Here is a 23,651-nt window from a genome sequence, read left to right as displayed (position 1 = left end):
GACTGGCGTACCTAGTACCAGCGCCGCCCCGTGTGCACCAGCCGGTGCGGCTCGGTCGTACGGCTGCTGCTGGTTCCGTCGTGGGAGCGGTATTCGAAGCGCAGGCGCAGCGAGTCGCGACAGGCGGCGGCGACGGCGGTGAGGGTGCTCGGGTCGACGGTGGGGCCGGTGTTGGCCATCGGCACCGTCACCGACTGCAGGGCGTTGATCCGGTGGCGCAGCCGGGACGGCAGTACCTGTTCGAGCTTGGTCAGGGCCCGCACCGAGGTCTCCTCGATACCGGTGATCGAACCGCCAGCGGCCGTGCGCAGGCCCATCGCGATCGCGACGGCTTCGTCGTCGTCGAGCAGCAGCGGCGGCAGGTCCGCGCCGGCACCCAGCCGGTAGCCGGCGGTGCCCGCGGTGGCCAGCACGGGGTAGCCGAGGCCGCGCAGCCGGTCGATATCGCGGCGCACGGTGCGCGGAGTGATCTCCAGCCGCTCGGCCAGCTCGGCGACGGGCGCGTCTACGAGCGGGAGCTGAACAACTACCCGCAGTTCACCACCGAGATCGACGGGCAGAACATCCATTTCCTGCACGTGCGCTCGCCCGAGCCGGACGCGCTGCCGCTGATCATGACCCACGGCTGGCCCGGCTCGATCGTTGAGTTCCTGAACGTCATCGGCCCGCTGACCGACCCCAGGGCCCACGGCGGCGACCCGGCGGACGCGTTCCACCTGGTCCCGTCGATCCCCGGCAGCGGTTTTTCCGGGCCGACCGACGAGGCCAGCTGGGACACCAACCGGGTGACCAGGGCGTTCGCCGAGCTGATGAACCGGCTCGGTTACGACCGCTACGGCGCACAGGGCGGCGACACCGGCGCGGTCATCTCCCCGGGGCTCGGCCGGCTCAACCCCGACAAGGTCGTCGACGTACACGCGAACGGGCTCGCCGCGTTCACCGAGGTCAACCCGGACGAGGTGGGGGAGCTGACCGAGGCCGAGCGGGCACGGCTGGAGCACGTGGAGTACCTGAGCACCGAGCAGTCCGGCTACGTGATGATCCAGATCAGCCGGCCGCAGACCCTGGCGCACGGACTGCACGACTCGCCGGTCGGGCAGTTGGCCTGGATCGTGGAGAAGTTCAAGGAGTGGACCGATCCGGCCGCCGAACTGCCCGAGGACGCGGTGGACCGGGATCTGCTGCTCACCAACGTGATGCTCTATTGGATGACCGGCACCGCCGGGTCCTCCGCCAACAGCTACTACGAGACCGCGCATGCCGGAGCCTGGGGCGCGAGCGAGCGATCTGTAGTGCCGACCGGGGTGGCTGTGTTCCCCCTGGACGTGTCGATCCGGCGCACGGTCGAGCTCGAACACACTGTCGTGCACTGGTCCGAATTCGGCCGCGGCGGCCACTTCGCCGCTATGGAGGCCCCGGACCTGCTCGTCGGCGACGTACGGGAGTTCTTCAGCAAGCTGCGCTGAAACCACAGCGGCGCAGACCACGAAGGGTCGGCGTCGCGGCGGTGGTCTGAGCGCATGACGGTGTTCGCGTGTGCGGGATGCACGCCGTGCTGAGTGCCCCGCTGTCGCAGGTTGCGCTTCCCGTCCATGCTCGTCAGAAGTGGGGAAACGGAGCGCTGCTCCCAGTGCTCATGGAGCCGGGGACGTACGCCGTGGACCCTGAGCCTTCCGCAAGCGCGTGCCGACCGATGGTCGTCCCCAACTCATCGGCCTCGGCGTGCCTGTCCTTGTCGATGCTGCGGCAGCACCGCCTTGGGGTAGTGCGGGAGCGGGCGCAGGACCGCACGGGTCAGTCGTCAAAGAATTGCCGGCCAGCTCATGTTGACTTCCTTGGCCTGGAAGACGCCCCGGTCATCAAGCTGGTACGGGGTCACCAGCAGAGCCTTCACCATACGTGCTGCCCGCAGTGAGGCCCTCGACGAACGAGCGGAAGTCACCGGCTAGGACGAGCTCCGTGCCGAGGTCGGTCTCGAACCATGTGACCGAGGGTTCGCCATCCCGCCCGCAAGCGCGGTAGTCGAGCCCGATCCAGCAGTGCGCCTCATAGGAAAGCAGTACAAGTGGTGCTGGCATGCCCCACTCCTCAGCCAGGTACGGAGTGTCGAGCATCGAGTTCATCCCGTCGCCTCGCCCGATGCCCATCAGGTAGTCGAAGGGAACGTGGTCCTCGCTCCACGACGTCGGCCGGCCAGTGGGGAACGCATCGTGATCAGCAGCCACGATGCCGCCGTTCTGAATCCGCAGAAGGTCAAGCAGGGCCGAGGGCAGCGTCACGCCGAGCGCCCGCTCGGCTTCCCGCACCATCTCGTCCGTCAGGGTCTGCTGGACGCCGTAATCGCCGTCACCCCAGAACGTGGCCATGACCTCATCGAATCGCGCCATGACACGCAGCCTACTGCTCTCAGTCGCCGCGTCGTCCTGCGGCCGCTGCCCAAGCAGATCGGACCGCTGCGAGTCGTCTCCCTCTGAACAGCGACGAACTGGGCACCTCTGTGGCGCTCATCGTGGCGGCGCCGGCCCCCGACGGGGAGGCTGTACAGCGCGGGTACGGCGGATGCGGGGCGTCTCGATCACGACAAGACCACGCAAGCGGCGGCCGGAACCTCCAGCGCGCCGCCGCGGTGCAGTTGACCGCTCTCCGCGTCCACGTCGAACCAGGTGACGTCCCTTGACCACTCGTTGACGACGTACAACCGGCGTCCAGAAGGGTCGGCCACCAAGTCGCGCGGCCAGCTCCCGCCGCAGTCCACGCCGCTCGTGAGCTGTGGCTTCTCGGCCCCGTCGGCGAGGGAGAACGTCAGGATCCTGTTGCTGCCCCGCACTGCGGCGCGGACGAAGCGGCCGTCGGGCGAGACGGAGACCACGGAGGGGTAGACCTGCTCTCCCTCCGGGGCACCTTCGGGATCGATCGCCGCCTCCGCCAGCGGTTCCAGGCGCCCGCACGCCGGATCCCAACGACAGACCGTCATCTGCGGCTCCAGCTCGTGCAGTACGTACACGACCTCGCCGTCCGGGTGAAAGGCGAGGTGACGCGGTCCCGACCCGGCGCGGAGCACCGTCTCGGTGTGCACCCGGAGCTCTCCGGTGACCTGGTCGAGCGCGCACACCCTTACCGAATCGGTTCCCAGGTCCACGCTGAGCACCCATCGCCCGCCGGGATCCGGCAGCACCTGGTGGGCGTGTGGTCCCCTCTGCCGCTCGCCGTCGGGCCCCGAGCCGTGGTGCGCAAGCACGATGGGGGGACCCGAAACGCTCCCATCGGGTCCCGTCGCGAAGCTGCTGACGCTGCCCGAGCCGTAGTTGGCGGTGAACAGTCGGCTCCCGGCCACGCTGAGATGGGTGGGGCCGGAGCCGCCCACCCCCACTGCCGGGCCGAGCGCGCTGAGGCTCCCGTCCGCCCCGGTGCGGAAGGCCGCGACCGCGCCCGGATCCGTATCGCTCACCGCGTAGAGGACCCCGGTCTCCGCGGCGAGGGCGAGACACGAGGGGTTGACGACGGCGTCGACGCTCGTGCGCGGGGTCAGCGCCCCGGTCGCCGCGTCAACGGCCGCGACCGTGATGCCGCGGCCGCCCCCCGAGGTGAACGAGCCGATGTACGCCCACTGCACAGGATGCCCCTCTCTGCCGTTCCAGCCTGGCTGGGCACTGTAATCACGGCTCGGCGCGTCAACGGCTGTACACGCCGTCCTGGCGGATCGGGTAGCCCCATCCGGTCCCGCGTTCGGGTCCATAAATTCGCAGGCCCCCTTGTTCAGCGGCGAGCAGGACGCTGGGTATCAGAGAATCTGTTCCGCATTATTGGCCGAATACAGGTGGCCGGTGGGGAATGGCTGGGGTGGCTCATTTGCGAGGAGACCCCACCTATGAACGTCGAAGACCTGCGCCCCGGTGCGTGGAAGCTGGCCGAGAGCCCCTATGCGTGGATGAGCGTGCGGGACGGCGAGTTGATCCGCGCGATCCTGCTACGCGCGGCCGCGCATGCCGAGGGACGCCTGCGCGTACTCGAATGGGGATCCGGCCGCAGCACCTTAGAGTTCACCCGCACCCGCACCCGCACCCGCACCCTCACCGAACAGCAGGACGCGCCGTTTCGCTGGGTCTCCCTGGAGTACGATCGCTCCTTCTTCGACACCCGAGTCGCCCCGCAGCTGCTGCGACGCGCGGACTGTGACCCTTCCTGCCCGACCACATCCAAGACCGCACCGCCGACCTGTCCGCATACGTGGCATACCCGCACACGACAGGCATGGAATACGACATCGTCATCGTGGACGGGCGGATGCGGCGGCGGTGCCTGCTCGCGGCGGCCGAGCGACTGGGGCCGCAGACCGTCGTCCTGCTCCACGACGCCTGGCACACCCACTACCACTGCGCCTTGCAAAGCTATCCTGCCGCTACTTTCCTCTGCGACGAGTTGTGGGCGGGTGCGGCCAGCAGAGCCACGCTCGACCGCGCCCTCCGTCAGCCGACATGACCCAGCGTGAGTTGGAGGACGAAGGGCGTCTGGACTGGGCTGGTTCCCGTCATGCGTCCTCCGCGCGGACACGGGTTGCCGGGCACGTGGCGGCGAGCGGCGATGCCGTTCCGTATGGACGCGCCCCACTCACACGCGACCGTCCACGTCGGCTGTACGGAGTTGGGAAACGTCCTCATCAATTATGACCAGCCCGGTGACGGTTGGTCCGTGGCGTCGTTGCCCCGGGCGTGATGAAGACCGCCTCCCAGAAGGGGCACACGACAATCCGGCAGCTCGGTGAACCGCCGGTCCCCGCACAGCTTGCGAGACGCCGTGCGGCTCGGGTGCTCGTCCTCGCCTGTCTGGCCGCCTGCGGCGCGGTCTGGGTCCTCCTCGGAGTCGGCAGCCGGCCCTCCCCCGAGAGCTGGACGCCGCCCACCGCCGAGTCCCTGCGTGCCGACGAGTTCTTGGCCTCCCGGTTCAGCACCGGTGAACCGCATCTGGCGCTGGTGGCCACCTCTTCCGGGTCGGTCGACAGCCCGCGCGCCACGCGGGCCGGGCAGAAACTGCTCGACAGTCTCGCCGCCGATCCCCGCACCGAGTGGGTCCGAGGGTACTGGCCGCTCCGGGTCCCCGAGTTCCGTACGGCCGACGGCAGTCGCGCGCTGGTACTGGTGCGCTTCCACGGAGACGAGCAAGCCGTGCGTGCGGCCGCGAATGACGCGATGGACCGCTACACCGGGAAGACCGGGCCCGATGAGGCACTGCGAGTCTCCGCCGGGGGCGAGGACGCGGTCCTCTCCGAAAGCGAACACCTCAGCGAACGCGGTCTGCTCCTGGCCGAGCTCATCGCGGCTCCCGTGATCCTGCTGATCCTGCTGTGGGTGTTCTCCAGCGCCGTGGCCGCGCTGCTTCCGGTCGTGGTGGGCGCGTTCGCCGTGGTAACCGCTGGGGCATGCCTGCGGTTGCTGGACGGTGTGGTGCCGGTGTCGGCCTTCAGCGTCAGTGTCACCACCGCCTTGGGTTTCGGGCTGGCCGTGGACTACAGCCTGCTGCTCGTCTCCCGCTACCGGGAGGAGGTCGCGGCAGGTAACACCCCGGACGCGGCGGTGCAGGTCACGCTGCGAACTGCCGGACGCGCCGTGGCGTTCTCCGCCGCCACCGTGGTGGCGGCTCTGTGCACTCTGCTCGTCGTCCCGCTGCCGCTGCTGCGATCCCTCGCCTTCGGCGGCACCGCGATCGTCATCACCTCCGCCGTAGGGGCGTTGGCCGTCGTGCCTGCGCTGCTCGTGGTACTCGGAGCCCGTATCGACAGCGGGGACGTCTTCGCCCGACTGCGCCGACCGCGCGGCAGTCGCCGGGAGGGCGACACCTGGGCCCGGCTGGCGCACTGGGTGGTGAGAAGGCCGACGGCCGTCGCGCTCGCCGGCTTCACCTTCCTGATCCTCCTTGCCGTACCGGCGCTTGGGGTGCGGTTCGGGGTGTACGCCGACGCGACGCTCCCGGAGTCCTCGCCGGTCGCCTCGACCGCCCGGATCCTCCGCACAGAATTCGGCGCCGCCTCGTCGGGCGCCCCCTCCGTCGTGCTGCCCGGCCTGAACGCCACGGCGGACCCGCGCGCCCGGGCGGCGCTCGACGGATACGCCCGCAGACTGTCCCACGTCCCGGGAGTGGCCCGGGTGGACACCGCGACCGGGATCTACCGCGCCGGAAATCGGTCACCGCTCCCGGCAGTCCGGGCGGCGTCATTCAGCGCCGGATCGGCCAGTCGGCTGGCCGTGACCCCTCAGACGTACGCCCGCGCGCCGCTCACTCCTGAGGGGAGCCGGCTGGTGGAACGGCTCCGTGGGGTTCCCGCACCGGTTCCGGCTCTCGTCGGTGGTCCGGGTGCCCGGCTGGCGGACACCGAGAAGGTGATGACAGAGCGGCTGCCGCTCGTGGCCGTACTCGCCTGCGGTGGGACCTTCCTCCTGCTGCTGGTCTACACGCGCAGTCTGCTCGTGCCGGTGAAGGCTGTGCTGCTGAACATGCTGAGCCTGGCCGCCACCTTCGGCATCCTGGTCGCCGTATTCCAGGAGGGCTGGTTTCCCGGTGTGTCTCCTGCGGGCATCACCGATGTGCTCATCCCCCTGATGTTCGCGGTCGCTTTCGGCCTTTCCATGGACTACGAGGTCTTCCTGCTCTCGCGGATCCTTGAGGAACACCGGCGCGGCAGCCCCACCCCGCTCGCCGTGGCCACCGGTCTCCAGCAGACAGGCCGGCTCTTCACCTCCGCCGCACTGGTCTTCGCCGTATCCATGTCCTCTTTGGCACTGTCCGGGCTGTTGCACCTACGCGTGGTGGGCGTCGGCCTCGCGTTGGCCGTTCTGGTGGACTGCACGGTGGTACGCGCACTGCTCGTACCCGCCGTGATGCAACTCGCGGGCCGGGTGAACTGGTGGCTGCCGGCCTGGCGGGGAGCCCGTCAGCGCGAGGCGGTACCGAAGACGTGGTCCCAGTAGGGGCAGCTCACGCCGAAGCCGCGCCGTTCGTCCTGGAAGTGATGGCGCAGATGTCGGTTGCGCAGGCGCCGTCCCAGGGCCGTGGACGGGCGGTGGTGGTGCATGTGGAAATGCAGGACGTCGTACACGACATAGCCCGCGATGAATCCGCCGGTCAGGGCGGCGCCCGGCCCCGCTCCCGCCAGCAGGTGAAACAGCTCGTAGGCACCGTATGCGCCGGGAATGCTGACCGAGGGAGGCATCACCAGCCGCCGGGGATCGTTGGGGTGATCGTGGTGGACCCCGTGCACCATCCAGTGCGCCCGGCGCCCCCACGCGCTGCGCGGGGTGAAGTGGAACAGAGCCCGGTGCACCCAGTACTCGGTCAGCGTCCATACTGCGTAGCCGAGCAGACAGTACGCCAGGAGTGGGAGCGCCTCGTTGTGCCGGACCGCCCAGGCGAGCAGCAGAAGTACGACCGGCCCGTGCAGCAACGGGGGCACGGCGGGATGCACACGAGTGAAGCGGTCGAGGAACCGCGAGCGGAACATCGGCGGAGACGCTCGCAGTTGGTCCGCCCGCCCGGCGCTCTCGTCGGACCGCAGTGACTCATTCGCTGTCATCGCGTCTCGCCTCCGTGTTCCTCAGCCCTCTGATCACAGGGGCCGCTGATAGATCCGGTACGTCTTGGACCGCTGTGCTCCCATCCGCGCGATGGCCTGGTTCATGGCGTAGTTGTCCTCCAGGACCCACGACAACTCGCCGCCTCTGTAGCCGAGTTGGCGTCCGGCCTGTGCAAGGCGCGTGTACAGCAGTGCGTCGAGGCCTCGGTGCCGGTATTCCGCCTTCACTCCCAGGGCGATCAGTCGGCACCGGTCGATTCTCCGGGCGGCTCTGGTGGCCCGGATCAGGCCGATGGGCAGCCCGTATCGGGTCAGCCGACCACCGGCCGCCTTCAGCGCCTGATTGGCGTCGGGGACGGCTAGACAGAATGCCGCCGGGTCCCCGTCCACCTCCGCGACCAGAACCAGTTCGGGCCGGACAATGCGCCGAAGCTGCGCCGTGAGGTGGCGGAACTCCCGCTCCGTGGGGGGTACGAAGCCCCAGTTCCGTTCCCAGGCGTTGGTGTAGATGTCCCGCAGCCGCCGCTCCTCGCCGTCGAAGTCGCTCAGGTCGAGCGGCCGTACGCGAACGCCACCGCGCCCTTCCGCCCATTGCGCGAGCTGCGTGACGGCGTCGTCCACCGGCGCTTGTGTGGTCCACTCCCAGGCCCACAGATCCTTGGCCTTGGCGAATCCGCAGGACAGCAGCAACTTTTCGTGATGGGGCGGGTTGTACGGCATCAGGACAGCCGGCGATGAGGAGAAACCCTCCACGAGCGTGCCGCATTCGCTGTTGGTCGAGAAGCTCACCGGCCCCACCGACGAGGTGAGCCCGCGGACGCGCAGCCAGTCCCCGACGGCCTCGAACAGCGCCTGGGCCGCGCCGGGATCGTCCGCACACTCGAAGAGCCCGAAGAATCCGTCGCTGCCACCATGGTGGGTGTTGTGCCGGGGGTTGTGGACGGCGGCGACGCGTCCGACGGCCCGGTCTCCCCGATGAGCGAGGAACAGCTCGGCGTCGCCGAACTCGAAGAACGGGTTCTTCCGCGGGTTGAGGAACGCCTTGCGCTCGCTCTCCAGAGGCGGCACCCAGCAGGGGTCGCCCCGGTACAGCCGGTACGGCAGCCGGATGAACTCCCGGCGCCGCGCGGCGCCGCGCACCGCCGTGACACGGGGTGGCTCGGCCAGGGCACGCGACATGGCCGTCACGCCGTCCCCTTCACCGGCTCCGCGCCGCGGGCCTCCTCGTCCTCGGCAAGGGCGGCGGCGATCAGGCCGACTGCGTAGTCGATGTCCTCCTCGGTGTGCTCCGAACAGACGCCGAGTCGTAGCCGGGCTCCGCCGATCGGCACGGCCGGAGGGAACAAGGGGCAGACCAGCAGGCCGCGTTCGGCCAGCCGCCGGGTGACGCGCGCGGTGCGGTCCATGGTGCCCACCGGCACCACGACCACGTGGGCGGCGGAGTCTGCCGTGCCGACGCCGACGGCGTGCAGCCGGGCGCGCAGCGTACGCGCGTTGTCCTGGAGCCTGCGCCGCCGCTCGGCGCCTTCTTCCGCCAGCACCGAGAACGCCGCCAGTGCTGCCCCGACGGTGCCGGGCGGCAGGCCCAGGGACAGCAGATAGGCGTCCGCCGAGTGCCTGAGCAGCGTCACCACGTCGGTGTCGGCGCAGACGAATCCTCCGGTGGAGGCGAACGCCTTGCTGAACGTACCCGTCACGACGTTGACCCGGTCCAGCACACCGCACAACTCGGCCACACCCCGCCCCTGAGGACCGAGCGTGCCCGCGCTGTGCGCCTCATCCACCATGAGCAGGGCGTCGTACTGTTCGGCCAGATCGGCGATCTCCGCCAGCGGGGCGAGGTCACCGTCGGCGCTGAACAGTCCGTCCACGACGATCAGCCGCCGCCCCGACCGTTCCGGCCGGCTCGCCGCACGGAGCAACTCCGCCAGATGCTCGGTGTCGTTGTGCCGGAAGACGTGCGTGGTGGCTCCGGACAGCCGGATCCCCATGGTGATCGACTGATGGTTGAAGCGGTCGGCGAAGACATGGTCGCACGGTCCGGCCAGGGTGCCGAGTATGCCCAGGTTGGCCTGCATCCCGGTTGGGAAGAGCAGCGCGGCCGGGTGCCCCGACCAGGCGGCCACGGCGGCTTCCAACTCCTGGTGCAGCTGGGTGTATCCGCCGACCGCCTGGGTCCCGTACGTGCCTGTGCCGAACCGGCGGGTGGCGGCGAGCGCGCCTTCCAGCACCTCCGGATGCCGGGCAAGCCCGAGATAGTCGGCGGATCCGAAGACGGTGACCGCCCGGTCGGGGGCGTTCCCCGAACCGGGGCGGGCATGGGGCACCCCGATCCGGGCCCGAGTCGTCGCGGCCTCCGTGATCAGTGGAAACAGCGGATACGTGCCCTCCTGCTGCCAGCGGTCCACCAGGTCGAGCATGCTGCTGTGCGCGGGCCCGAATTCCATCGGTGGTCTCACCTCCCTTTCTCGCTCCTGTGCGTGGTGCGGGCTTACGCGGTGGTGCGTACGCCGCGAAGAATCTCTGCGGCGGCCGTGTCCCGGACCGTCTCGCAGCTGCCGCCGTACACGCTGAAGACACGGACATCGCGCAGCGCGGTCAGCATGCCGGGAACGGACTCGTCATCCCGGAAGGCGCAGGGGCCCGACAGCCGTGCGCATTCCTGTACGACCCGCTGCGCCAGCCGGGCACTGGCCGTCTTGGCCAACGCGGCGTCCAGCTGATCGTCGGCGCCGCCGATCCGTTCCGCAGTGGCGTCGACGTAGCTCTCGGCCGCCTCCAATTCGGCCTCCCACCAAGCGAGTTCGGGCATGGCCGGGTCTGTCGGACCCACCAGACGTACCGTTCGCTCCAGTGCCCAGCGAGCGCAGGCCAGGGCTCCCGCCGCGATCGCCAGACGCTCCTCCGGGAGGATTCTCGCCAGGAGGGCCATGGCGAGTCCGGGGCGTCCGAGCACGGCTTCGCGGGGCAGTCGGCAGTCCTCAAAACTCACCCGTCCGGTCGGGGAGGCGTGCAGCCCCGCCGTCGTGAGCTGCGTGACAACGACCCCGGGCAGATCTGCGGGTACGAGGAACAGGGTCAGGCCCAGGGCGGAGGTGCCGGGGGTGGTGCGGGCGAGGACGACCAGGACGTCGGCGAGGGGCGCGTTGGTGATGAATGTCTTCTCGCCCCGCAGGACCCACCCGTCCGGTTCGGACCGGGCCGTGGCGGCAACGGAGCGGACCAGATCGGAGCCGCCGGCGGGCTCGGTCAACGCGACCGAGGCGACGGTCTCGCCGACAAGGATCGGGCGCAGCCACCTGTCCCGTTGCCCGGGGGTGCCGTGGCGGGCCAGCAGAGGGGCGACCAAGTGCGTCAGCACCAAAAGACTGGTGCACACTCCGGCGGCCGACTCACGCATCACGGCGCGGCCGAATGCGATGCCGTGAGCGAGGTCCAGCCCCAGTCCCCCCTGGTCCACGGGTACGCCGATGCCGAACACCCCGGCTCGGCCCATGGTTTCGAACAGCGACCGCGGCACCGTCCCCTGCCGCTCCCAGTGCGCCAGATGGGGTGTGATCTCGGCGTCGACCAGGACGCGCGCCGACTCGCGAAACGCTGCGGGAGAGCTTGGATCGAGCATCCTCGCAGTGCCCGGCGGCGTGGCCCGCCTCACCGCAGGCTCGCCGACGCCGGTTGCCCGGCCCGCCCGGCCGTCCGCGGGGAGGGCGCGTGGCCCGCCAGCCGTTCGCGCATGCTGTCGACCAGCCGCCGCTGCCCGCCGAGCAGTACCGGGGCGAAGACCGCTTCGCGATAGGCCGCGGCGATCGGATGCCCGTCCATGAACCCCTGGCCGCCGAAGAGCCGACATGCGGTGCCCACCGACTTGGGTACCGCCCGGGAGACGAACACCCCAGCCCGCACAGCACGGTCCCACCGGGCGGGTCCGCCTGCGGCGGCGGCCCGCCGCGTCACCGCGTGGCACATCCGGACCTCCGCGGTGGCTTCGGTCAAGGCGTGCAGAAACGCCTGGCGGTCCGTCAGGGCGCCGTCCTGAAACGGCCTGCGGCTCGCATACCCGAGAACATCCGAGACGGACTGCTGGCCCAGGTCGGTCAGCAGCCGGGCGAGGCTCAGCCGAGTGGCCGCCACGGCGTCGCCAAGGAGCGGAGCATGCTGCGTCACGGTGCCCAGCAGCGCGTGGTCGGGCACGGGAAGCGCGGTCACCTCCAGCCTGGCGAACCGCGCACCGGCCAAAGCGCCGAATCGCTGTTCCCGTACGTGCGTGTGCGCCGTGCCGAGGGGCAGCAGAAGCAGTACCTGTCGACCGTCATATCGGCGAATGCCTTCGGCGAGCACCGCCCGTGCGTCGGGCAGACCGAGAACATGGTCGGCGTGTCCCTGTGCCTCCAGGCGACCCGGTGGCCCGTGCAGTGCGATGTCGCAGCGGGTTCCCAGCAGACCGTGGGTGGTCGCGTGGCTCAGTGCGGTACTCACCCGGTCCGGCCGTACCGAGGAACCCGGTGCCAAACGGTCGAGCAGCGGCAGGGTCAGCCGCCCGCAAACGGTCCCGAGCACGGCCCCGCCCAGCCCCGCGTCGTCACCCCGGTCAGGCGTCGGCATGGGAGGAACCCCGGCTCGTCCCCTCGCCCAGCAGGTCGAGGAACGCGCCGAGAGGGAGGGTGGGGACGACGTTCTCGGCGAACACCGCCATGTCGAACTCCACGTGGTAGCGGGTCTCGACGTCGGCCACCATCTCCGCCAGCAGCAGTGAATCGAGCCCGAGTTGATCAAGCGTGGCCTTATCGGAAAGCGCCTCCGTGCCGACACGCAGCCGAGCGGCCAGACGTCGTTTGAGGTCCTCCCGGTCCGGTACCTGACGGGCGGCCTCGGTCGACGTCGGCGCTGTTTCCACGGGTGTCCTCTTCCTCTGCCTTGTTTCGGTCTTCGCGTTGTCACTCGGGAATCCGTGCCTGTCAGGCCACGTGGCCAGGACGCCGAATGTTCAGGACTCCGCCGACGCGGCCGGTCTCACTCCGGGAGGGAGCTCACCGGCCATGGCGGCGGCACCCAGGCTGAGCCGTCGCACCTTGCCGCTGGCCGTCCGCGGCAGCGCGCCTCGCCGTGCGATGTAGACATCACTCACCGGCACCCGGAACTCACGGAGTACGGTCAGCCGGGCGCTGCTCACCAGAGCGGCCTCGTCCACCATCCCGGTGGCTGTCCTCCGGGCATCCGCCAGTTCCAGGAACAGCACGAGGTCCTCAGTTGCCGCTGTTTCCCGTGCCACGGCGACCGCGGCAACAGCTCCGAGGTGCTCCGGCGAGGCATCGAGAACCGTCTGCTCGATGTCTGTGGGGGCCAGCAGCCGTCCCGCGTACTTCACGGCTTCCTTCGAGCGCCCGATCACATAGAGCTCGCCGCCGGCCAGCGCACCGAGGTCCCCGGTGGGGACGAGGCCGTCGTCCCCGGCCGCCGGACGTCGTACACCGTCGGGGCCGATCGTCCAACGGGCCGCCGATTCTCCACCGATCCGGATCTCGCCGACTCGTCCTTCGGGCAGTTCCCGCCCGTCCGGGGCTACGATCCGCACCTCGGTGCCCGGCAGCGGGGCGCCGTGCCCGATGAGTTCCCGCACGCCGCCGCTGTCGTCGGCCGACTCCGACGAGGATCGGGGCCGAGGCAGCGGAACCAGTCGTCCGCGCTCCAGCTCGGCCGTGTCGAATCGGCGCACCGCCGAGCCGACCAGCGGGGCCCGGCAGGCGACCGCGACACAGTTCTCCGCCAACCCGTAAGCCGGCAGAAGCACATGGCGGCGCATCCCGTGCCCGGCGAACGTCTCCTCGAACCGCTCGCAAAGCCGCGGCGCGACACGCTCCGCGCCGATGACGGCGACACTCAGCGCGGACAGGTCGACGCCGGCCAGCCGGGCGGGCGCACGCCCCGCGGCGCGGGCAGCCATCTCGTAGGCGAAGGGAGGTCCGGTGGTGTGCGTGGCGCCAAAGTCGCCCAACTGCTCGATCCAGCGCAGCAGATCACGTACGAACGAACCCGGTGGCAGCGCCCGGAAGGCGAATCCCGCGTACAGACTGGCCCAGAAGCTTCCGATCAGGCCCATGTCGTGGGAGAGCGGGAGCCACGACACCGAGCGCCCGGCTGCCATGAGCCCGATGCGTTCGGTGATGGCGTGCAGGTTCACGGCCAGGTTGCGGTGGGTGAGAACGATTCCTCTGGGGGCGGCCAGACTGCCCGAACTGAACTGGACCATGGCGACGTCGTCCGGATCGGGCGTGGGTGCGGGCGCTTCCGCCACATGGGCGGCGACCCGCTCCGGTACGTCTGCCAGAGACAGATGCGCCACCGTCAGTCCGGCGGCGCGAGTCTCCTCCGGGCCGATCACCGGTGCGCCGTCCGACACGTACCAGCGCGCTCCGCCGACCCGCAGCGCGGCCAGCGCCCGGAACCGTTCCTGGGTATTGGCGCCGAGCCCTCTCGGCACACCGGTCGGCACCAGGACAGCCCCGCAGAGCGGGATCGCCAAGGACGCCACCATCGCCACCGTGGTGCTGTCCATCTCAAGTGCGACGGCGTCGCCCCGTTTCACCCCATGCCCGGTGAACCATGCGGCGCGTTCCACGACGCGCGCCCAGAACTCGGGATAGGTCAACTCCGCGTCCCCGGCCACCCCCACAGTGGCCGACACCCCCGAGCGAGCGTGCGTGCGGAGAACCTCGGTCAACGTCGCACACGACCGCGCAAGGTCCCCGTCGTACGCCACCAACTGTTCCTCCTCGACCCGCTTTCAGGACTGCTTCTCCTCAACGAGCAAAGGCGCTACGAGTAACTGACTGAATACGTCACGTACTTAGAGTGGTACGGTGCCGCTCCCGGCGATGCCTCCCATACACAAGACCGATGTGCCCTGCGCGCCCTCGAGCCGGTCGCACCGGGGACGAGCAAGGAGTCGTACGGTGACCCGCTACAGCTTCGACGATCTCGCCGGACAGAGGTTTCTGGTCACCGGTGCCACTGGCTTCGTCGGGCGACGCCTGTGTGCCCGACTCACCGCACAGGGCGCCCGGGTCACGGCCCTGGTGCGAGAAACCTCCGTCCGGTCCGGCCTCCCCTCCGACGCGCGGCTGATCGTGGGCGATCTCACCAGCACGGAGGGTGCCGAGGCGGTCCGCGAGGCGGCCGACGGTGCGGACTGTGTCTTCCATCTCGCCGCAGTGGTCAAGTCCCGCTCCGCCGAGGGCTATTGGCACTGCAACGCAGCGGGCTCCGGGCGACTCGCCGAGGTGCTGGCCTCGCTGCCGTCCCCGCCGCGCTTGGTCGTATGCTCCTCGCTCGCCGCCGCCGGCCCTGCCCGACCGTGGCAGCCGCGGACCGAGGACGAGCCTGCCGCCCCCGTATCCCACTACGGGCGCAGCAAGCTCGCCGGAGAGCTTGCTGTCCGGGAACTGGCCGGCCTCCTGACAGTGGTCGCGATCCGGCCGCCCATCGTGTACGGGCCGGGCGACCCGGCGTTCCTGCCGTCACTGCTGCCGATGATCCGCAGTGGGCTCGTCCTCAAAAGCGGTTTCGGGCCGAGGCATTACTCCGTCATCCACGTCGACGACCTGTGCACGGCGTTGCTCGCGGCTGCGACCCGGGGCAGAACGATGTGTCCCGACGTCCCGGACTCGGGTGTCTACACGGTCTCGGACGGCACGGAACACACCTGGCAGGGGATCTGCCGGACAGTGGCCGACGTGCTGGGCCGCCGGCCCCCGCTGGTGCTCCCCGTCCCGCACACCGTGACGCGAGGGGTCGCCGAGTGTGCGGAAGCACTGGGGCGGCTGCGTGGTTTCGTACCACCCCTCAACCGGGACAAGACCCGGGAACTGCGCTGCGCGGCATGGACGTGCTCAACCGAACGAGCCCGCACGGACCTCGGGTTCGTTCCGTCGATCCCACTGGCCGAGGGAATTGCCGCCACGCTTGCGACTGCCGCGTCGGCCCGGCCGTGAAGCGGGAACGGATCGCCGACAGCAGGCCGCCGAGCCCGGGCCATCTGGAGCCGGGCAACGGTCATGAGCTGGCCTTTCGGATGCCGCGTGCCGCGCGCAGACCGATCGCGCAGGCCCCGCACGCGGCCCCCCCAGAGGGCATTGACGGCGAAGAGCGGGACGATCGCCTGCGGCTGGGCGAGAGGTCCCTGGATCTCACCGCTGAGTATCGGCGAGAGCACCGCGCTCAGGACCAGTGTGGCCGACGCGTAGGCAACGCCGGTGGTGACAAGGGTCAGCAGCGGGTCGGTGACCCGCCTGCGCGCGGTGGCAAGAACCCACACCAGTGAGATGCCCAGGGTGAGCAGCAGCGGCGTAAGGGGCTTGCCCAGTGACTCGCTGAGGCCGACGACGGAGAACAGCGGTCGCAGCAGGCCGCCAGGCGCAGGTCCAGGGCGCGCAGGCGCCGGAGGAGGCCCGGGCGGGTGTCTGTGTTCATGCGTTCATCGTCGGCCGGCGGCCGGCGGCGGGCGCAGGGGCGACGGCCCTCGGAGGACACTTGCGCTACCCCCTCGGTTGCGGTGCCCGGGGTCCGGCTTACCCCCGTGGTTGCGAGGCGGGGCCGCACTCTGTGCGCGGGACGCAGCCCTGGCCTGTACGGTCTTCGTGCCGGTGGCCGCGGCCAGCCCTTGAAGTCCCGGTCCACCAGGGCCTTCTCCAGGCGGTTCCCTGCACCATTCGGCCGCCTGGTCGAGCAGGGCAGTGCCGGGCTGCGTGTACGGACTGGGTGTCGGTGATCACAAGGGACGGGTCCTCTAATCGGCGCCCCTTCCCTGACTTGGCAGCGAAGGAGTTCCTGGATCCGTTGGTCGAGCCCGTCCTCGCGCCACAGGCCGAAGCAGTAGAACACCGCCGACCAGGCCGGGAAGTCATGAGGCAGAAAGCGCCACTGACAATCTGTCCGGTTCTGATAAAAAGAAGATCGCGTTCACGACCTCCCGGAGGTCACAGGACCCGGGGTCCCCGGTCGCTGACCACGCCACCCGGTCCTGTTTCCAGGCCGTGATCAGCGGCTCGATCAACGCCCACTCAGAGATGCGATCGCGAAGTGCCGCACCTCAAGTGGCGCCACGAGGTACTCGTCCTCGCCCGGCAGAACCACAGGCTGGTCACGCCACTGCTCACCGGCGAAGCCGACCAAGTCCTCCTCGCTGCGCCAGCGACTGACGTACAGCAGTGAGCCGGGCGGCGCGAGCAGCACCTCGTGGTCGACCAGCCCTGAATACTGACCGGGAAACTCGCGCACCGCGGAGACGATCCAGTCGTGGAACGCTTCGAAGCGTTCAGGACGTACGCGTGCCTCACTCACCCTGACGATCACGGCCGTCAGCGTTGCACACAGGCAGCCGCGGCGCCAGCCTTGTGCCGCTGCGGAACTGCCAGTTGACTGGTGTTGTTCCGGCCCGAGGCCGCTACCATCGATGCGCAGTGGGCCCGCCTGGAGCCGTCGTTGCCGACGGCCAAGAAGCCGGGACGCCCTCCGATACGGACCAGGCGACAGCTGATCGACGCCATACGGTGGCGGACGCGGACCGGGGCGCCGTGGCGGGATCTCACGCACTCGCCCCGATCGCGTGCTGGCCGACAAAGCCTACGCCTCCCGCAAGAACCGTGCTTACCTGCGATGACGCGGGATCCGCTGCACCATCCCGGACAAGGCGATCACGTCCGCAACCGCAGGAAGTCCGGCGCCCGCGGCGGCCGTCCGCCGAAGTTCCAGGCCGTCAGCGGTGGCCAAGCACGTTGACTACCCGTCCGCTGGGGTCGCGGACGAAGAACCGCCGCACGCCCCACTCCTCGTCCTGCAAGGGGTGAATGATCTCCGCACCGCTCTCCCGCATGACCGCATAAGCCGCGTCCACGTCGTCCACCTCGACGCTCATGTCGGAGGTGACAGGCGCGGTCTTGTCGCTGGTCATGACGCTGATCTGCGCTGCCGGGCTGGACGGGGAGGCGAGCGTCATGATCCAGCCGTGGTTCATGACTTCCTCGAAGCCCAGCAGGCCATAGAACTCCCGGCTCTCCTGCGCGGCCTCCGACTGGATGTTGGGCACAACACGACGAACGGCCATCGACGACTCCAAGTGAGAACGAACGTGTCTCTATGTCTCCCCAGGAGTACTACGGCACGTCCGTCGCCGCACGCACTTTCGCAACACGCCCTGGTCTTCTGAGTTGCGGATGTCCTTCTCCAGGGCCTGGACGGACTTGTGGACGCCTCGTCGTATCTGTTTGTTGGTCAGCTCGGCGAACCATCGCTCGACAAGGTTCAGTCATGACGAGCCGGTCGGTGTGAAGTGCAGGTGGAACCGGGGGTGGCCCAGCAACCACTTCTCCGGGTAGAGGCCCTCGACGTCGTGGACCTTGTGTGGAACCGAGTTGAGCAGTTTCGTCCTTGTTCGACGCACCACCAGCGCAGGCCGGGATGATCCGACATCGCAAGGCCCACGCCTGCGGTGCGCAACGACGCCGCACCCACCCCTCAAGTCCGGCCCGCTCCTGACTCAGAAGACCAGGGAGGCGGATGTCGCCTCTGCCAGGGCGCGGGTGTATTCGAGATCCCAGACCAGGCTGAAGGCCGCCAGCGACGGTCGATCGGCGTGTAGGACGTGGAGCAGGCATCCTGCTCCGATCGCGCCGGTGACGGCGCACCGGCGAGCCGCCGGCGTCCGGCAGACCCGACGGGCGAGGCGCAGCAGCCAGTGCCGATGACGCAGGTCCTCGCGCACCGACGACAGCCGCCCGGAATCGGGCACGAGCTGATCGATGAGAACGTCGAAAAGTGCGCTGAGGGCTGGGACGCGGGTCCATGTCCGGAGGGTGCGATCGCTGTCGTGCCAGACGACGGCGACAGGGTCGAATGCGAGCCGGCAGCCCAGTCGGAAGAGCCGGAAGCCGAGTTCGATGTCCTCCTGTCTGGCCAGACGTTCGTCGAAGCCGCCGACGGCACGGAAGTCCGCGCGACGGACCGCGAGGTTGCCGGTGTAGCAGTGGGTCCACGTCGGGGTGCTCTCGCCGCGGCCCAGCCGAGCGTATTCCCTCCCAGACGATCGGCGTCCCAGTGTGTCCAGGGCGGAAGGCGCCGCCCGGGCGGGGAAAGGATCGGGCCGAGGGACACCACGGGTCCGGCGGCACGGGCCAGTGCGGCGTGGTGCCGGGCGACCAGCTCGGGATGGGAGATGCAGTCGTCGTCGATGAACAGCACGTACGGTGCGTCCGACAGGGCCACACCCTTGTTGCGGCTCGCTGTAGGCCCCACCGACTCCGCATTGCGGATGACCCGGATCGGGCGGGTGGGGTGGGACGCCTCGACGCGAGGCGCCACCGGGTCCCGGCCGCCGTCATCGACCAGGATCACACCGAAGTGCTCGAAACTCTGGCGCCAGAGCGCGCCGAGACAGGCCGCCAGCTTGTGGGCCGGGCGGTCACGTGTCGCGATGACGACGTCCAGCTCGCCGGCTCGCACTGATCCCTGCATGTCCGCCATCACGTCCGCCTTCCCGGTATGTGTATGTTCAGCGGTCGTCCACAGCCACATCGCGGCGCGACCTGTCGTGCTCGGGGGGTATGTAGTGGGAGAACCAGACCGTGCGGTGCACGTCTCCGATGGCGAGCAGGTCCGACACGGTGATGTTGCGCAGTCCGCGCCGCGCCAGTCCGCCGATGAGGAGTTCCGTCATCCTGGCGCGGTCGAACGGAGGGTTGGGACTCGCACCCTCGTCGATGCCCGCGCGGCCGTCATGCGCAAGGACGATGCTCCCTCGGTGGCCTGGGTGATGACACTGTCCGCGACGTCCTGCTCGTTTCCACCGCACCAGTCGAGGCTGTCCAGGTCCCAGACGACACAGTCGAGGCCGACGTCCCGTACGCCGAGATAGCTCCGCACTGTCTGTGCTCCGAACGGGGGCCGGAACAGCCTGACGCGGGCGCCGGCGTCGCGGCCTTTCACTCCTCCACGCCAGTGGCTCATGTCGAAGCCGGACTGCGGACCTATGACAACAGGGCTCCTTGGCCTGAAGAGGGTCACCGGCGGATCGTCGGCGCGATCGCGGATCTGCACTTCGCCCCCAGCGAGATGGCCGCGGCCAACCTCGTACGCGAGGGGGTGGCACCAGACCGGATATTCCTCACCGGGAACACCGGCATCGACGCGCTCTACTGGGCCCGCTCGCAGCCGCGTCAAACGGCCGCGCCCCCCGAAGGGCAACGTCGAATTGTGATCACCACGCACCGGCGCGAGAGCATACCCGACGGGATTGGATCCATCTTCAACGCTGTCCGGCAGCTGGCGAGTCTCTACCCTGACGTGCAATTCCAATTGGTGCGTCACCCTTCTCCGCCAGTCATCCGGATGATCCAGCAGACCCTGAACGGGACCCGTCCCCGGAACGTCGAGGTGCTGGCGCCATGCAGCTACATCCCGTTCACGCATATGCTCGCCGACTCGTATTTGATAGTGACGGATTCGGGCGGCATCCAGGAGGAAGCACCAGCCTTGGGAAAACCGCTTCTCGTGGTCAACCGTCGCACGGAACGCGAGGAGCCCCTCAGGGCTGGGACATCCAACCTCGTCGGAACCGATCAGAACGACATCGTCGCAGCGGTGGCCGCCCTGCTCGAGGACCCCGTCCACTATGCGCACATGGCCAATCGCCATGACCCTTATGGGGATGGCCTCGCCGGTGAGCGGATCGTGAAGGTCCTCGGCGAGGTGATGGCGCCATCGGTGGGGACGGAGTTCCGGCGATGACGGGGGCGTCCTCGATCACTGGTACCGGGTTGTCTGCCGAGACAGCAGAGGCTGCCCGGTGCATCGAGCGATGGTTACTGCAGAGCGGGGTTCAGATCGAGGAGGGCCCCCAGCGCGGAGCGGTCGCCGGATGGCTGGACCGGGAAGGGAATCCAGAGTTCGTCTACCTCGAGATCACCGGCTACTACCTGAACGCGATGGCCTGGTTGGCGTCGGGCGCGGCGAGCTCTCCGGACCGTGCCGCGGATGCACATGAGCACGGTCGGCAGGCGTTGGACTGGATCACCCGCACCTTGTCGGAACAGGGAGTTCCGCCGACGCGGCTGTACCTGTCGGCCGGTCGCTCCGATTGGCGGAACAGCGGCGTGTTCACGTTTGACCTGGCGATGGCAGCGCGGGGAGTCGCATGCTTCGGGGACGTCGCCCGGCACGGCGCATGGCAGAAGCCTGCCGCCGGCCTCTGCGCCATCATCGAAAGCATGTGTTCGGGAGCGTCCGTCCTGCGGTCCCACGACGCGGTCGCCGGCGCGCCACTTCCCGACCGTTGGTCGACGCAACCGGGTCCGCACCACCTGAAAGCGGCTGCGGCCTTGCTCCGGATGCCTGATGGCGTACTCAGGACACCTCTCAGACGGGTCTGCCACCGGACCTGCGATCACGGGGAGGCGATGTTGCAGGAAGCCTGGCCGTGCCGCGAGTTGCACCCGCTCCTCTACGGGATCGAGGGCCTGCTCATCGGGGCGCTCCATACGGAAGGCGAGGCGCTGGAGGTCGTCGAGAGGCTCTACGCCCGCCTCATGGCACTGCAAGCCGCTGACGGAACCCTCGCGGAGACCGTGGGAGGGGGGATCGTGCGTTCCGATGTTCTCGCCCAGGCCTTGCGCATCGGCCTCCTGCTGCGCGGCCTTGGATACCTGCAGGGGGACCACTGGGCCGGACGTCTGGAGGAGCTGACGCGGGCGCTGCTCGGCTTCGTCCGACCGGACGGAGGAGTTCTCTTCTCAGGCGATCAGGACATCGCCAACGTCTGGTGTGCGATGTTCGCCCATCAGGCGCTGGTCCTTCGCTCCCGCAGCGACGATCAGGTCCCCCTGACCGCAGTCGTCTGGGAGTTGTTGGTGTGAGCTCGGCGCATGTCGCCGACGGCGTTCCCTCGGCCGGCCCCCATTGCCCGCCTGCTGAGAAAACCTCAGTAGGCGCCTCGGCGCTCGAGCACGGCCGGTACCGTCCTGACCAGGAGCATGATGTCCATCGCGAGGCCCCAGTTGGCGATGTAGTCCAGATCCATCCGCACCTGTTCAGCGAACTCGACATCGGAGCGGCCGCTGACTTGCCAGATGCATGTGATACCGGGCTTCACAAGCAATCGCTGCCGCCCTCGCGGACCATAATGCTCACACTCCTCCGGAAGAGGAGGGCGCGGGCCGACGAGACTCATCTCGCCGTGTATGACGTTCAGCAATTGTGGCAGCTCGTCGATGCTCCACCTGCGAAGAACGCGTCCCACCGGCGTGACCCTCGGATCGTGACGAATCTTGAAGATGGGACCGGCGCATTCGTTCAGTTCCAGATACGCCGACCGCTGACGCTCCGCATCCAGACACATCGAACGAAACTTGAACATCCTGAAAGGCTTCCCGTCGCGGCCGGCTCGCTCTTGCAGGTAAAAGACCGGCCCCGCGGAAGACAGCTTGATCGCGCATGCTGCCACCAGCACGATCGGCGACAGCAGGATCAGTGCCAGCAGGGCGACAACAATGTCAAGAACACGCTTCCCGAGCAGTTGGCGGCTGCTTGCTGTAAGAAGGCCGCAGTCGAGACGTGGCGGGATATCGGCATCTGCGATCGAGGCGGCCCCCGAGTGGACCCGTACGTCAGAGACTTGATCGGGGGCAGCGGAGTCCTGACGAGTGTCCAAGTGGGGCTGCGTGCGAACATCTAGCGAACAGGACGGACCCTCTGGGCTGGTTTGGTCGGGTTCGGGGGGCACGCAAGCAGTCTGCGGTGGCGCCGAGGCAGGATCATCGGTAATCGGACCCAATTTTTCGCGGCGGGATACCCAGATACGCCCAGCGACGACGCCGCTACTTGGAGCGCCGGTCGCAGGCTTAGCGGGTCGTTCCGAGCTCTGTTGCGGTCAGGACCGTGATCCTCCGTCGTGGCCTCAATTGGGCCTGCTGGCGGGGGCTGGGGTGGATGTCAGTGATGCCTGCAACGATGCTTCGCATGACCAGCACAAGCGACACCGCAACTCAAGCCGCTGACATAGCGGAAGGGCTCTTCAACCTCTCGGGAGGTGTCGGTGCGGCGTCTGTGTCCGTCCTGGCCTACCTGGCCGGAGCGGATCGCCTCGCCCGCCGCGAGGCTTTCCGTCCCGTGTACGAGGCGATCGTGGCGCGTATCGGCGCCCCCACCCTGCTCGGCGGCAGCGTCGCGGGGCCGAGCGTGCGCTGGTGCACTCGTGAACGGGTCCTGCTGCTGTCCGGCGACCATACTCGTGCCGAGCTGTCGGCGCACGACGCCGGCGCGTTCGAGGATGAGGAATGGAAGGTCTTTGACCGCACTCACCCCGGCCTTTTCCCCGGGGAGTCTCACCACTTCGACAAGCTGCCCTACATATGGCAGCTCGACCGCGAAGGTCCTGGTACAGCTTCGTCGTGGACGTACAACGGGGTTATCGTCGCGGGAGATTGGGATCATGCGGTCACGGGTCTGGAGCTCATGCTCGCCGCGTGGGTGGAGCAGTACCCCGTACAGGCCCCGGGTGACTGGATCGGTTTCAACCTGTGGACCGCTCGCGACTGGGGCCGCGACATGATCGTGTCGTACACGCCCGGCGACCACGGGCACGAACTGGCCGTCGGTATCCACGACCGGGGCACCGAGCAGACCCAGGAGCGACAGGCACAGATGCGCGAACGCGGCTGGCAGACCCTGGATGAACACCAGTATTGGCGTACCGACTTGCCGGAGACCGATCCTGACGCGCCCCGGCGGATCGCTGAGCTCACCATCGCAGAGTGTCGTGCCCGCAAGGCCACCTGTCCGGACGAGCTGCGGGCTCATGACATCAGTGCGGGGGACCACGGTGACCTGTGGCTCACCGGGCTGGGGCTGCCGACACACCCCTCCCGCGGCGAGCACTTCTGAGCCCGGGCCCTAGTAGCGTCTGACCAAGTGATCGGACTGTCATCGTGCCGCTGGCTTCTCCTCTGCTCGCAAGGTCTGCTGGCAGGTTCCCGGATCGCGCGGCGGAACAGGACGCTTGCGGTCGACGCTGCTCTTTCAGGCGTCCGTGCGCTGATTGGTC

Annotated in this window: 24 protein-coding genes and 3 pseudogenes; 8 read left to right on the top strand and 19 right to left on the bottom strand. The window is 69.0% G+C overall.

Going from position 1 to position 23,651, the window contains the following annotated elements; genetic code table 11:
- Positions 1 to 11: 11 nt before the first annotated feature.
- Positions 12 to 569 carry a helix-turn-helix transcriptional regulator gene (locus J7E96_RS38785; RefSeq protein WP_374196675.1) on the bottom strand — a complete coding sequence of 186 codons (558 nt, stop codon included), beginning with the start codon at positions 567 to 569 and terminating at the stop codon, positions 12 to 14.
- On the opposite strand from J7E96_RS38785, the gene J7E96_RS14240 reads away from it, so the two are divergent.
- Positions 519 to 1,466, top strand: a complete 948-nt coding sequence (locus J7E96_RS14240) for an epoxide hydrolase (RefSeq protein ID WP_374196674.1) — start codon at positions 519 to 521, stop codon at positions 1,464 to 1,466. The genes J7E96_RS38785 and J7E96_RS14240 overlap by 51 nt on opposite strands.
- 393 nt (positions 1,467 to 1,859) lie before the next feature.
- Here J7E96_RS14240 and J7E96_RS14235 read toward each other — a convergent pair whose 3' ends face one another.
- Together J7E96_RS14235 and J7E96_RS14230 are read right to left on the bottom strand one after the other, a co-directional pair.
- Positions 1,860 to 2,366, bottom strand: a complete 507-nt coding sequence (locus J7E96_RS14235; protein WP_251069859.1) for an SMI1/KNR4 family protein — start codon at positions 2,364 to 2,366, stop codon at positions 1,860 to 1,862.
- Positions 2,367 to 2,575: 209 nt separating this feature from the next.
- Positions 2,576 to 3,613 carry a lactonase family protein gene (locus J7E96_RS14230; RefSeq protein ID WP_308295949.1) on the bottom strand — a complete coding sequence of 346 codons (1,038 nt, stop codon included), beginning with the start codon at positions 3,611 to 3,613 and terminating at the stop codon, positions 2,576 to 2,578.
- A gap of 638 nt (positions 3,614 to 4,251) precedes the next feature.
- On the opposite strand from J7E96_RS14230, the gene J7E96_RS14225 reads away from it, so the two are divergent.
- Both J7E96_RS14225 and J7E96_RS14220 read left to right on the top strand, forming a co-directional pair.
- Positions 4,252 to 4,479 (top strand): hypothetical protein, encoded by a 228-nt coding sequence (locus tag J7E96_RS14225; protein ID WP_215131118.1) that lies wholly within the window; start codon positions 4,252 to 4,254, stop codon positions 4,477 to 4,479.
- A 233-nt stretch (positions 4,480 to 4,712) separates the two neighbouring features.
- Positions 4,713 to 6,962: an MMPL family transporter gene (locus tag J7E96_RS14220; protein WP_215131116.1), complete on the top strand. Its 2,250-nt coding sequence runs from the start codon at positions 4,713 to 4,715 to the stop codon at positions 6,960 to 6,962.
- Here the strand turns inward: J7E96_RS14220 and J7E96_RS14215 are convergent.
- The 7 genes from J7E96_RS14215 to J7E96_RS14185 form a co-directional block, all read right to left on the bottom strand.
- Positions 6,926 to 7,564 carry a sterol desaturase family protein gene (locus J7E96_RS14215; protein ID WP_215131114.1) on the bottom strand — a complete coding sequence of 213 codons (639 nt, stop codon included), beginning with the start codon at positions 7,562 to 7,564 and terminating at the stop codon, positions 6,926 to 6,928. The genes J7E96_RS14220 and J7E96_RS14215 overlap by 37 nt on opposite strands.
- Before the next feature lie 33 nt (positions 7,565 to 7,597).
- Positions 7,598 to 8,743, bottom strand: a complete 1,146-nt coding sequence (locus tag J7E96_RS14210; protein WP_215131383.1) for a GNAT family N-acetyltransferase — start codon at positions 8,741 to 8,743, stop codon at positions 7,598 to 7,600.
- 5 nt (positions 8,744 to 8,748) lie between these two features.
- Entirely contained in the window at positions 8,749 to 10,011 is a 1,263-nt protein-coding gene (locus tag J7E96_RS14205) for an aminotransferase class I/II-fold pyridoxal phosphate-dependent enzyme (RefSeq protein ID WP_215131112.1), read from the bottom strand.
- 44 nt (positions 10,012 to 10,055) lie between these two features.
- The gene (locus J7E96_RS14200; protein ID WP_215131109.1) at positions 10,056 to 11,186 is read right to left on the bottom strand and encodes an acyl-CoA dehydrogenase family protein; all 1,131 of its coding nucleotides are present in this window, start codon (positions 11,184 to 11,186) and stop codon (positions 10,056 to 10,058) included.
- 29 nt (positions 11,187 to 11,215) lie between these two features.
- The gene (locus tag J7E96_RS14195) at positions 11,216 to 12,166 is read right to left on the bottom strand and encodes an acyl-CoA dehydrogenase family protein (RefSeq protein ID WP_215131107.1); all 951 of its coding nucleotides are present in this window, start codon (positions 12,164 to 12,166) and stop codon (positions 11,216 to 11,218) included.
- On the bottom strand, positions 12,153 to 12,458 hold the full coding sequence (locus J7E96_RS38170; RefSeq protein ID WP_308295947.1) for an acyl carrier protein: 306 nt from the start codon (positions 12,456 to 12,458) through the stop codon (positions 12,153 to 12,155). Before J7E96_RS38170 ends, J7E96_RS14195 begins: the two co-directional genes overlap by 14 nt.
- A 90-nt stretch (positions 12,459 to 12,548) precedes the next feature.
- Positions 12,549 to 14,246: an AMP-binding protein gene (locus J7E96_RS14185; protein ID WP_215131105.1), complete on the bottom strand. Its 1,698-nt coding sequence runs from the start codon at positions 14,244 to 14,246 to the stop codon at positions 12,549 to 12,551.
- A gap of 268 nt (positions 14,247 to 14,514) precedes the next feature.
- Here J7E96_RS14185 and J7E96_RS14180 point away from each other — a divergent pair, with 268 nt between their 5' ends.
- A complete protein-coding gene (locus J7E96_RS14180; protein WP_308295946.1) occupies positions 14,515 to 15,552 on the top strand; it encodes an NAD(P)-dependent oxidoreductase in 1,038 nt (345 codons plus the stop codon).
- 720 nt (positions 15,553 to 16,272) lie between these two features.
- On the opposite strand, the pseudogene J7E96_RS38435 reads toward J7E96_RS14180, so the two are convergent.
- A pseudogene (locus tag J7E96_RS38435) lies at positions 16,273 to 16,628 on the bottom strand (transposase); the annotation flags it as partial.
- On the bottom strand, positions 16,610 to 16,912 hold the full coding sequence (locus tag J7E96_RS14170) for an antibiotic biosynthesis monooxygenase (RefSeq protein ID WP_308295945.1): 303 nt from the start codon (positions 16,910 to 16,912) through the stop codon (positions 16,610 to 16,612). The gene J7E96_RS14170 and the pseudogene J7E96_RS38435, both read right to left, overlap by 19 nt.
- A 69-nt stretch (positions 16,913 to 16,981) precedes the next feature.
- Here J7E96_RS14170 and J7E96_RS38780 point away from each other — a divergent pair, with 69 nt between their 5' ends.
- Positions 16,982 to 17,338, top strand: a complete 357-nt coding sequence (locus J7E96_RS38780; RefSeq protein WP_374196667.1) for a transposase — start codon at positions 16,982 to 16,984, stop codon at positions 17,336 to 17,338.
- On the opposite strand, the gene J7E96_RS14160 is transcribed toward J7E96_RS38780, so the two are convergent.
- The 6 genes and pseudogenes from J7E96_RS14160 to J7E96_RS14140 form a co-directional block, all read right to left on the bottom strand.
- Positions 17,316 to 17,663 (bottom strand): VOC family protein, encoded by a 348-nt coding sequence (locus tag J7E96_RS14160; RefSeq protein ID WP_215131101.1) that lies wholly within the window; start codon positions 17,661 to 17,663, stop codon positions 17,316 to 17,318. The genes J7E96_RS38780 and J7E96_RS14160 overlap by 23 nt on opposite strands.
- Positions 17,664 to 17,768: 105 nt before the next feature.
- A pseudogene (locus J7E96_RS14155) lies at positions 17,769 to 17,921 on the bottom strand (IS630 family transposase); the annotation flags it as partial.
- 174 nt (positions 17,922 to 18,095) lie between these two features.
- Positions 18,096 to 18,347 carry a hypothetical protein gene (locus J7E96_RS37330; protein ID WP_251069858.1) on the bottom strand — a complete coding sequence of 84 codons (252 nt, stop codon included), beginning with the start codon at positions 18,345 to 18,347 and terminating at the stop codon, positions 18,096 to 18,098.
- A 341-nt stretch (positions 18,348 to 18,688) separates the two neighbouring features.
- Positions 18,689 to 19,069, bottom strand: a pseudogene (locus J7E96_RS38775) (glycosyltransferase family 2 protein); the annotation flags it as partial.
- Between the two features lie 37 nt (positions 19,070 to 19,106).
- Positions 19,107 to 19,271 carry a hypothetical protein gene (locus tag J7E96_RS14145; RefSeq protein ID WP_215131097.1) on the bottom strand — a complete coding sequence of 55 codons (165 nt, stop codon included), beginning with the start codon at positions 19,269 to 19,271 and terminating at the stop codon, positions 19,107 to 19,109.
- Positions 19,268 to 19,540, bottom strand: coding sequence for a hypothetical protein (locus tag J7E96_RS14140; protein WP_215131095.1), 273 nt, complete (start codon positions 19,538 to 19,540; stop codon positions 19,268 to 19,270). The genes J7E96_RS14145 and J7E96_RS14140 overlap by 4 nt, the downstream gene beginning before the upstream one ends.
- 12 nt (positions 19,541 to 19,552) lie before the next feature.
- On the opposite strand from J7E96_RS14140, the gene wecB reads away from it, so the two are divergent.
- Together wecB and J7E96_RS14130 are read left to right on the top strand one after the other, a co-directional pair.
- Positions 19,553 to 20,341 carry a non-hydrolyzing UDP-N-acetylglucosamine 2-epimerase gene (gene wecB, locus J7E96_RS14135; RefSeq protein ID WP_215131093.1) on the top strand — a complete coding sequence of 263 codons (789 nt, stop codon included), beginning with the start codon at positions 19,553 to 19,555 and terminating at the stop codon, positions 20,339 to 20,341.
- Positions 20,338 to 21,465: a hypothetical protein gene (locus J7E96_RS14130; protein WP_215131091.1), complete on the top strand. Its 1,128-nt coding sequence runs from the start codon at positions 20,338 to 20,340 to the stop codon at positions 21,463 to 21,465. Before wecB ends, J7E96_RS14130 begins: the two co-directional genes overlap by 4 nt.
- A 65-nt stretch (positions 21,466 to 21,530) precedes the next feature.
- On the opposite strand, the gene J7E96_RS14125 is transcribed toward J7E96_RS14130, so the two are convergent.
- On the bottom strand, positions 21,531 to 22,259 hold the full coding sequence (locus J7E96_RS14125) for a sugar transferase (RefSeq protein ID WP_215131088.1): 729 nt from the start codon (positions 22,257 to 22,259) through the stop codon (positions 21,531 to 21,533).
- A 308-nt stretch (positions 22,260 to 22,567) separates the two neighbouring features.
- Here J7E96_RS14125 and J7E96_RS14120 point away from each other — a divergent pair, with 308 nt between their 5' ends.
- Positions 22,568 to 23,491, top strand: a complete 924-nt coding sequence (locus J7E96_RS14120) for a hypothetical protein (RefSeq protein ID WP_215131086.1) — start codon at positions 22,568 to 22,570, stop codon at positions 23,489 to 23,491.
- Positions 23,492 to 23,651: the final 160 nt, after the last annotated feature.

The organism is Streptomyces sp. ISL-96, assembly GCF_018614035.1.
Classification (GTDB): Bacteria; Actinomycetota; Actinomycetes; order Streptomycetales; family Streptomycetaceae; genus Streptomyces.
This window is presented reverse-complemented; position numbering and strand designations above follow the sequence as displayed.

Coding starts and splice junctions, on each gene's coding strand:
- J7E96_RS14130 (WP_215131091.1), top strand. CDS start 20,338: ATGACGGGGGCGTCCTCGATCACTGGTACCGGGTTGTCTGCCGAGACA.
- J7E96_RS14120 (WP_215131086.1), top strand. CDS start 22,568: ATGACCAGCACAAGCGACACCGCAACTCAAGCCGCTGACATAGCGGAA.
- J7E96_RS14200 (WP_215131109.1), bottom strand. CDS start 11,186: ATGCTCGATCCAAGCTCTCCCGCAGCGTTTCGCGAGTCGGCGCGCGTC.
- J7E96_RS14220 (WP_215131116.1), top strand. CDS start 4,713: ATGAAGACCGCCTCCCAGAAGGGGCACACGACAATCCGGCAGCTCGGT.
- J7E96_RS14205 (WP_215131112.1), bottom strand. CDS start 10,011: ATGGAATTCGGGCCCGCGCACAGCAGCATGCTCGACCTGGTGGACCGC.
- J7E96_RS38785 (WP_374196675.1), bottom strand. CDS start 569: ATGGATGTTCTGCCCGTCGATCTCGGTGGTGAACTGCGGGTAGTTGTT.
- J7E96_RS14235 (WP_251069859.1), bottom strand. CDS start 2,366: ATGGCCACGTTCTGGGGTGACGGCGATTACGGCGTCCAGCAGACCCTG.
- J7E96_RS14225 (WP_215131118.1), top strand. CDS start 4,252: ATGGAATACGACATCGTCATCGTGGACGGGCGGATGCGGCGGCGGTGC.
- J7E96_RS14160 (WP_215131101.1), bottom strand. CDS start 17,663: ATGGCCGTTCGTCGTGTTGTGCCCAACATCCAGTCGGAGGCCGCGCAG.
- J7E96_RS14195 (WP_215131107.1), bottom strand. CDS start 12,166: ATGCCGACGCCTGACCGGGGTGACGACGCGGGGCTGGGCGGGGCCGTG.
- J7E96_RS14210 (WP_215131383.1), bottom strand. CDS start 8,743: ATGTCGCGTGCCCTGGCCGAGCCACCCCGTGTCACGGCGGTGCGCGGC.
- J7E96_RS14215 (WP_215131114.1), bottom strand. CDS start 7,564: ATGACAGCGAATGAGTCACTGCGGTCCGACGAGAGCGCCGGGCGGGCG.
- J7E96_RS14145 (WP_215131097.1), bottom strand. CDS start 19,271: ATGACGGAACTCCTCATCGGCGGACTGGCGCGGCGCGGACTGCGCAAC.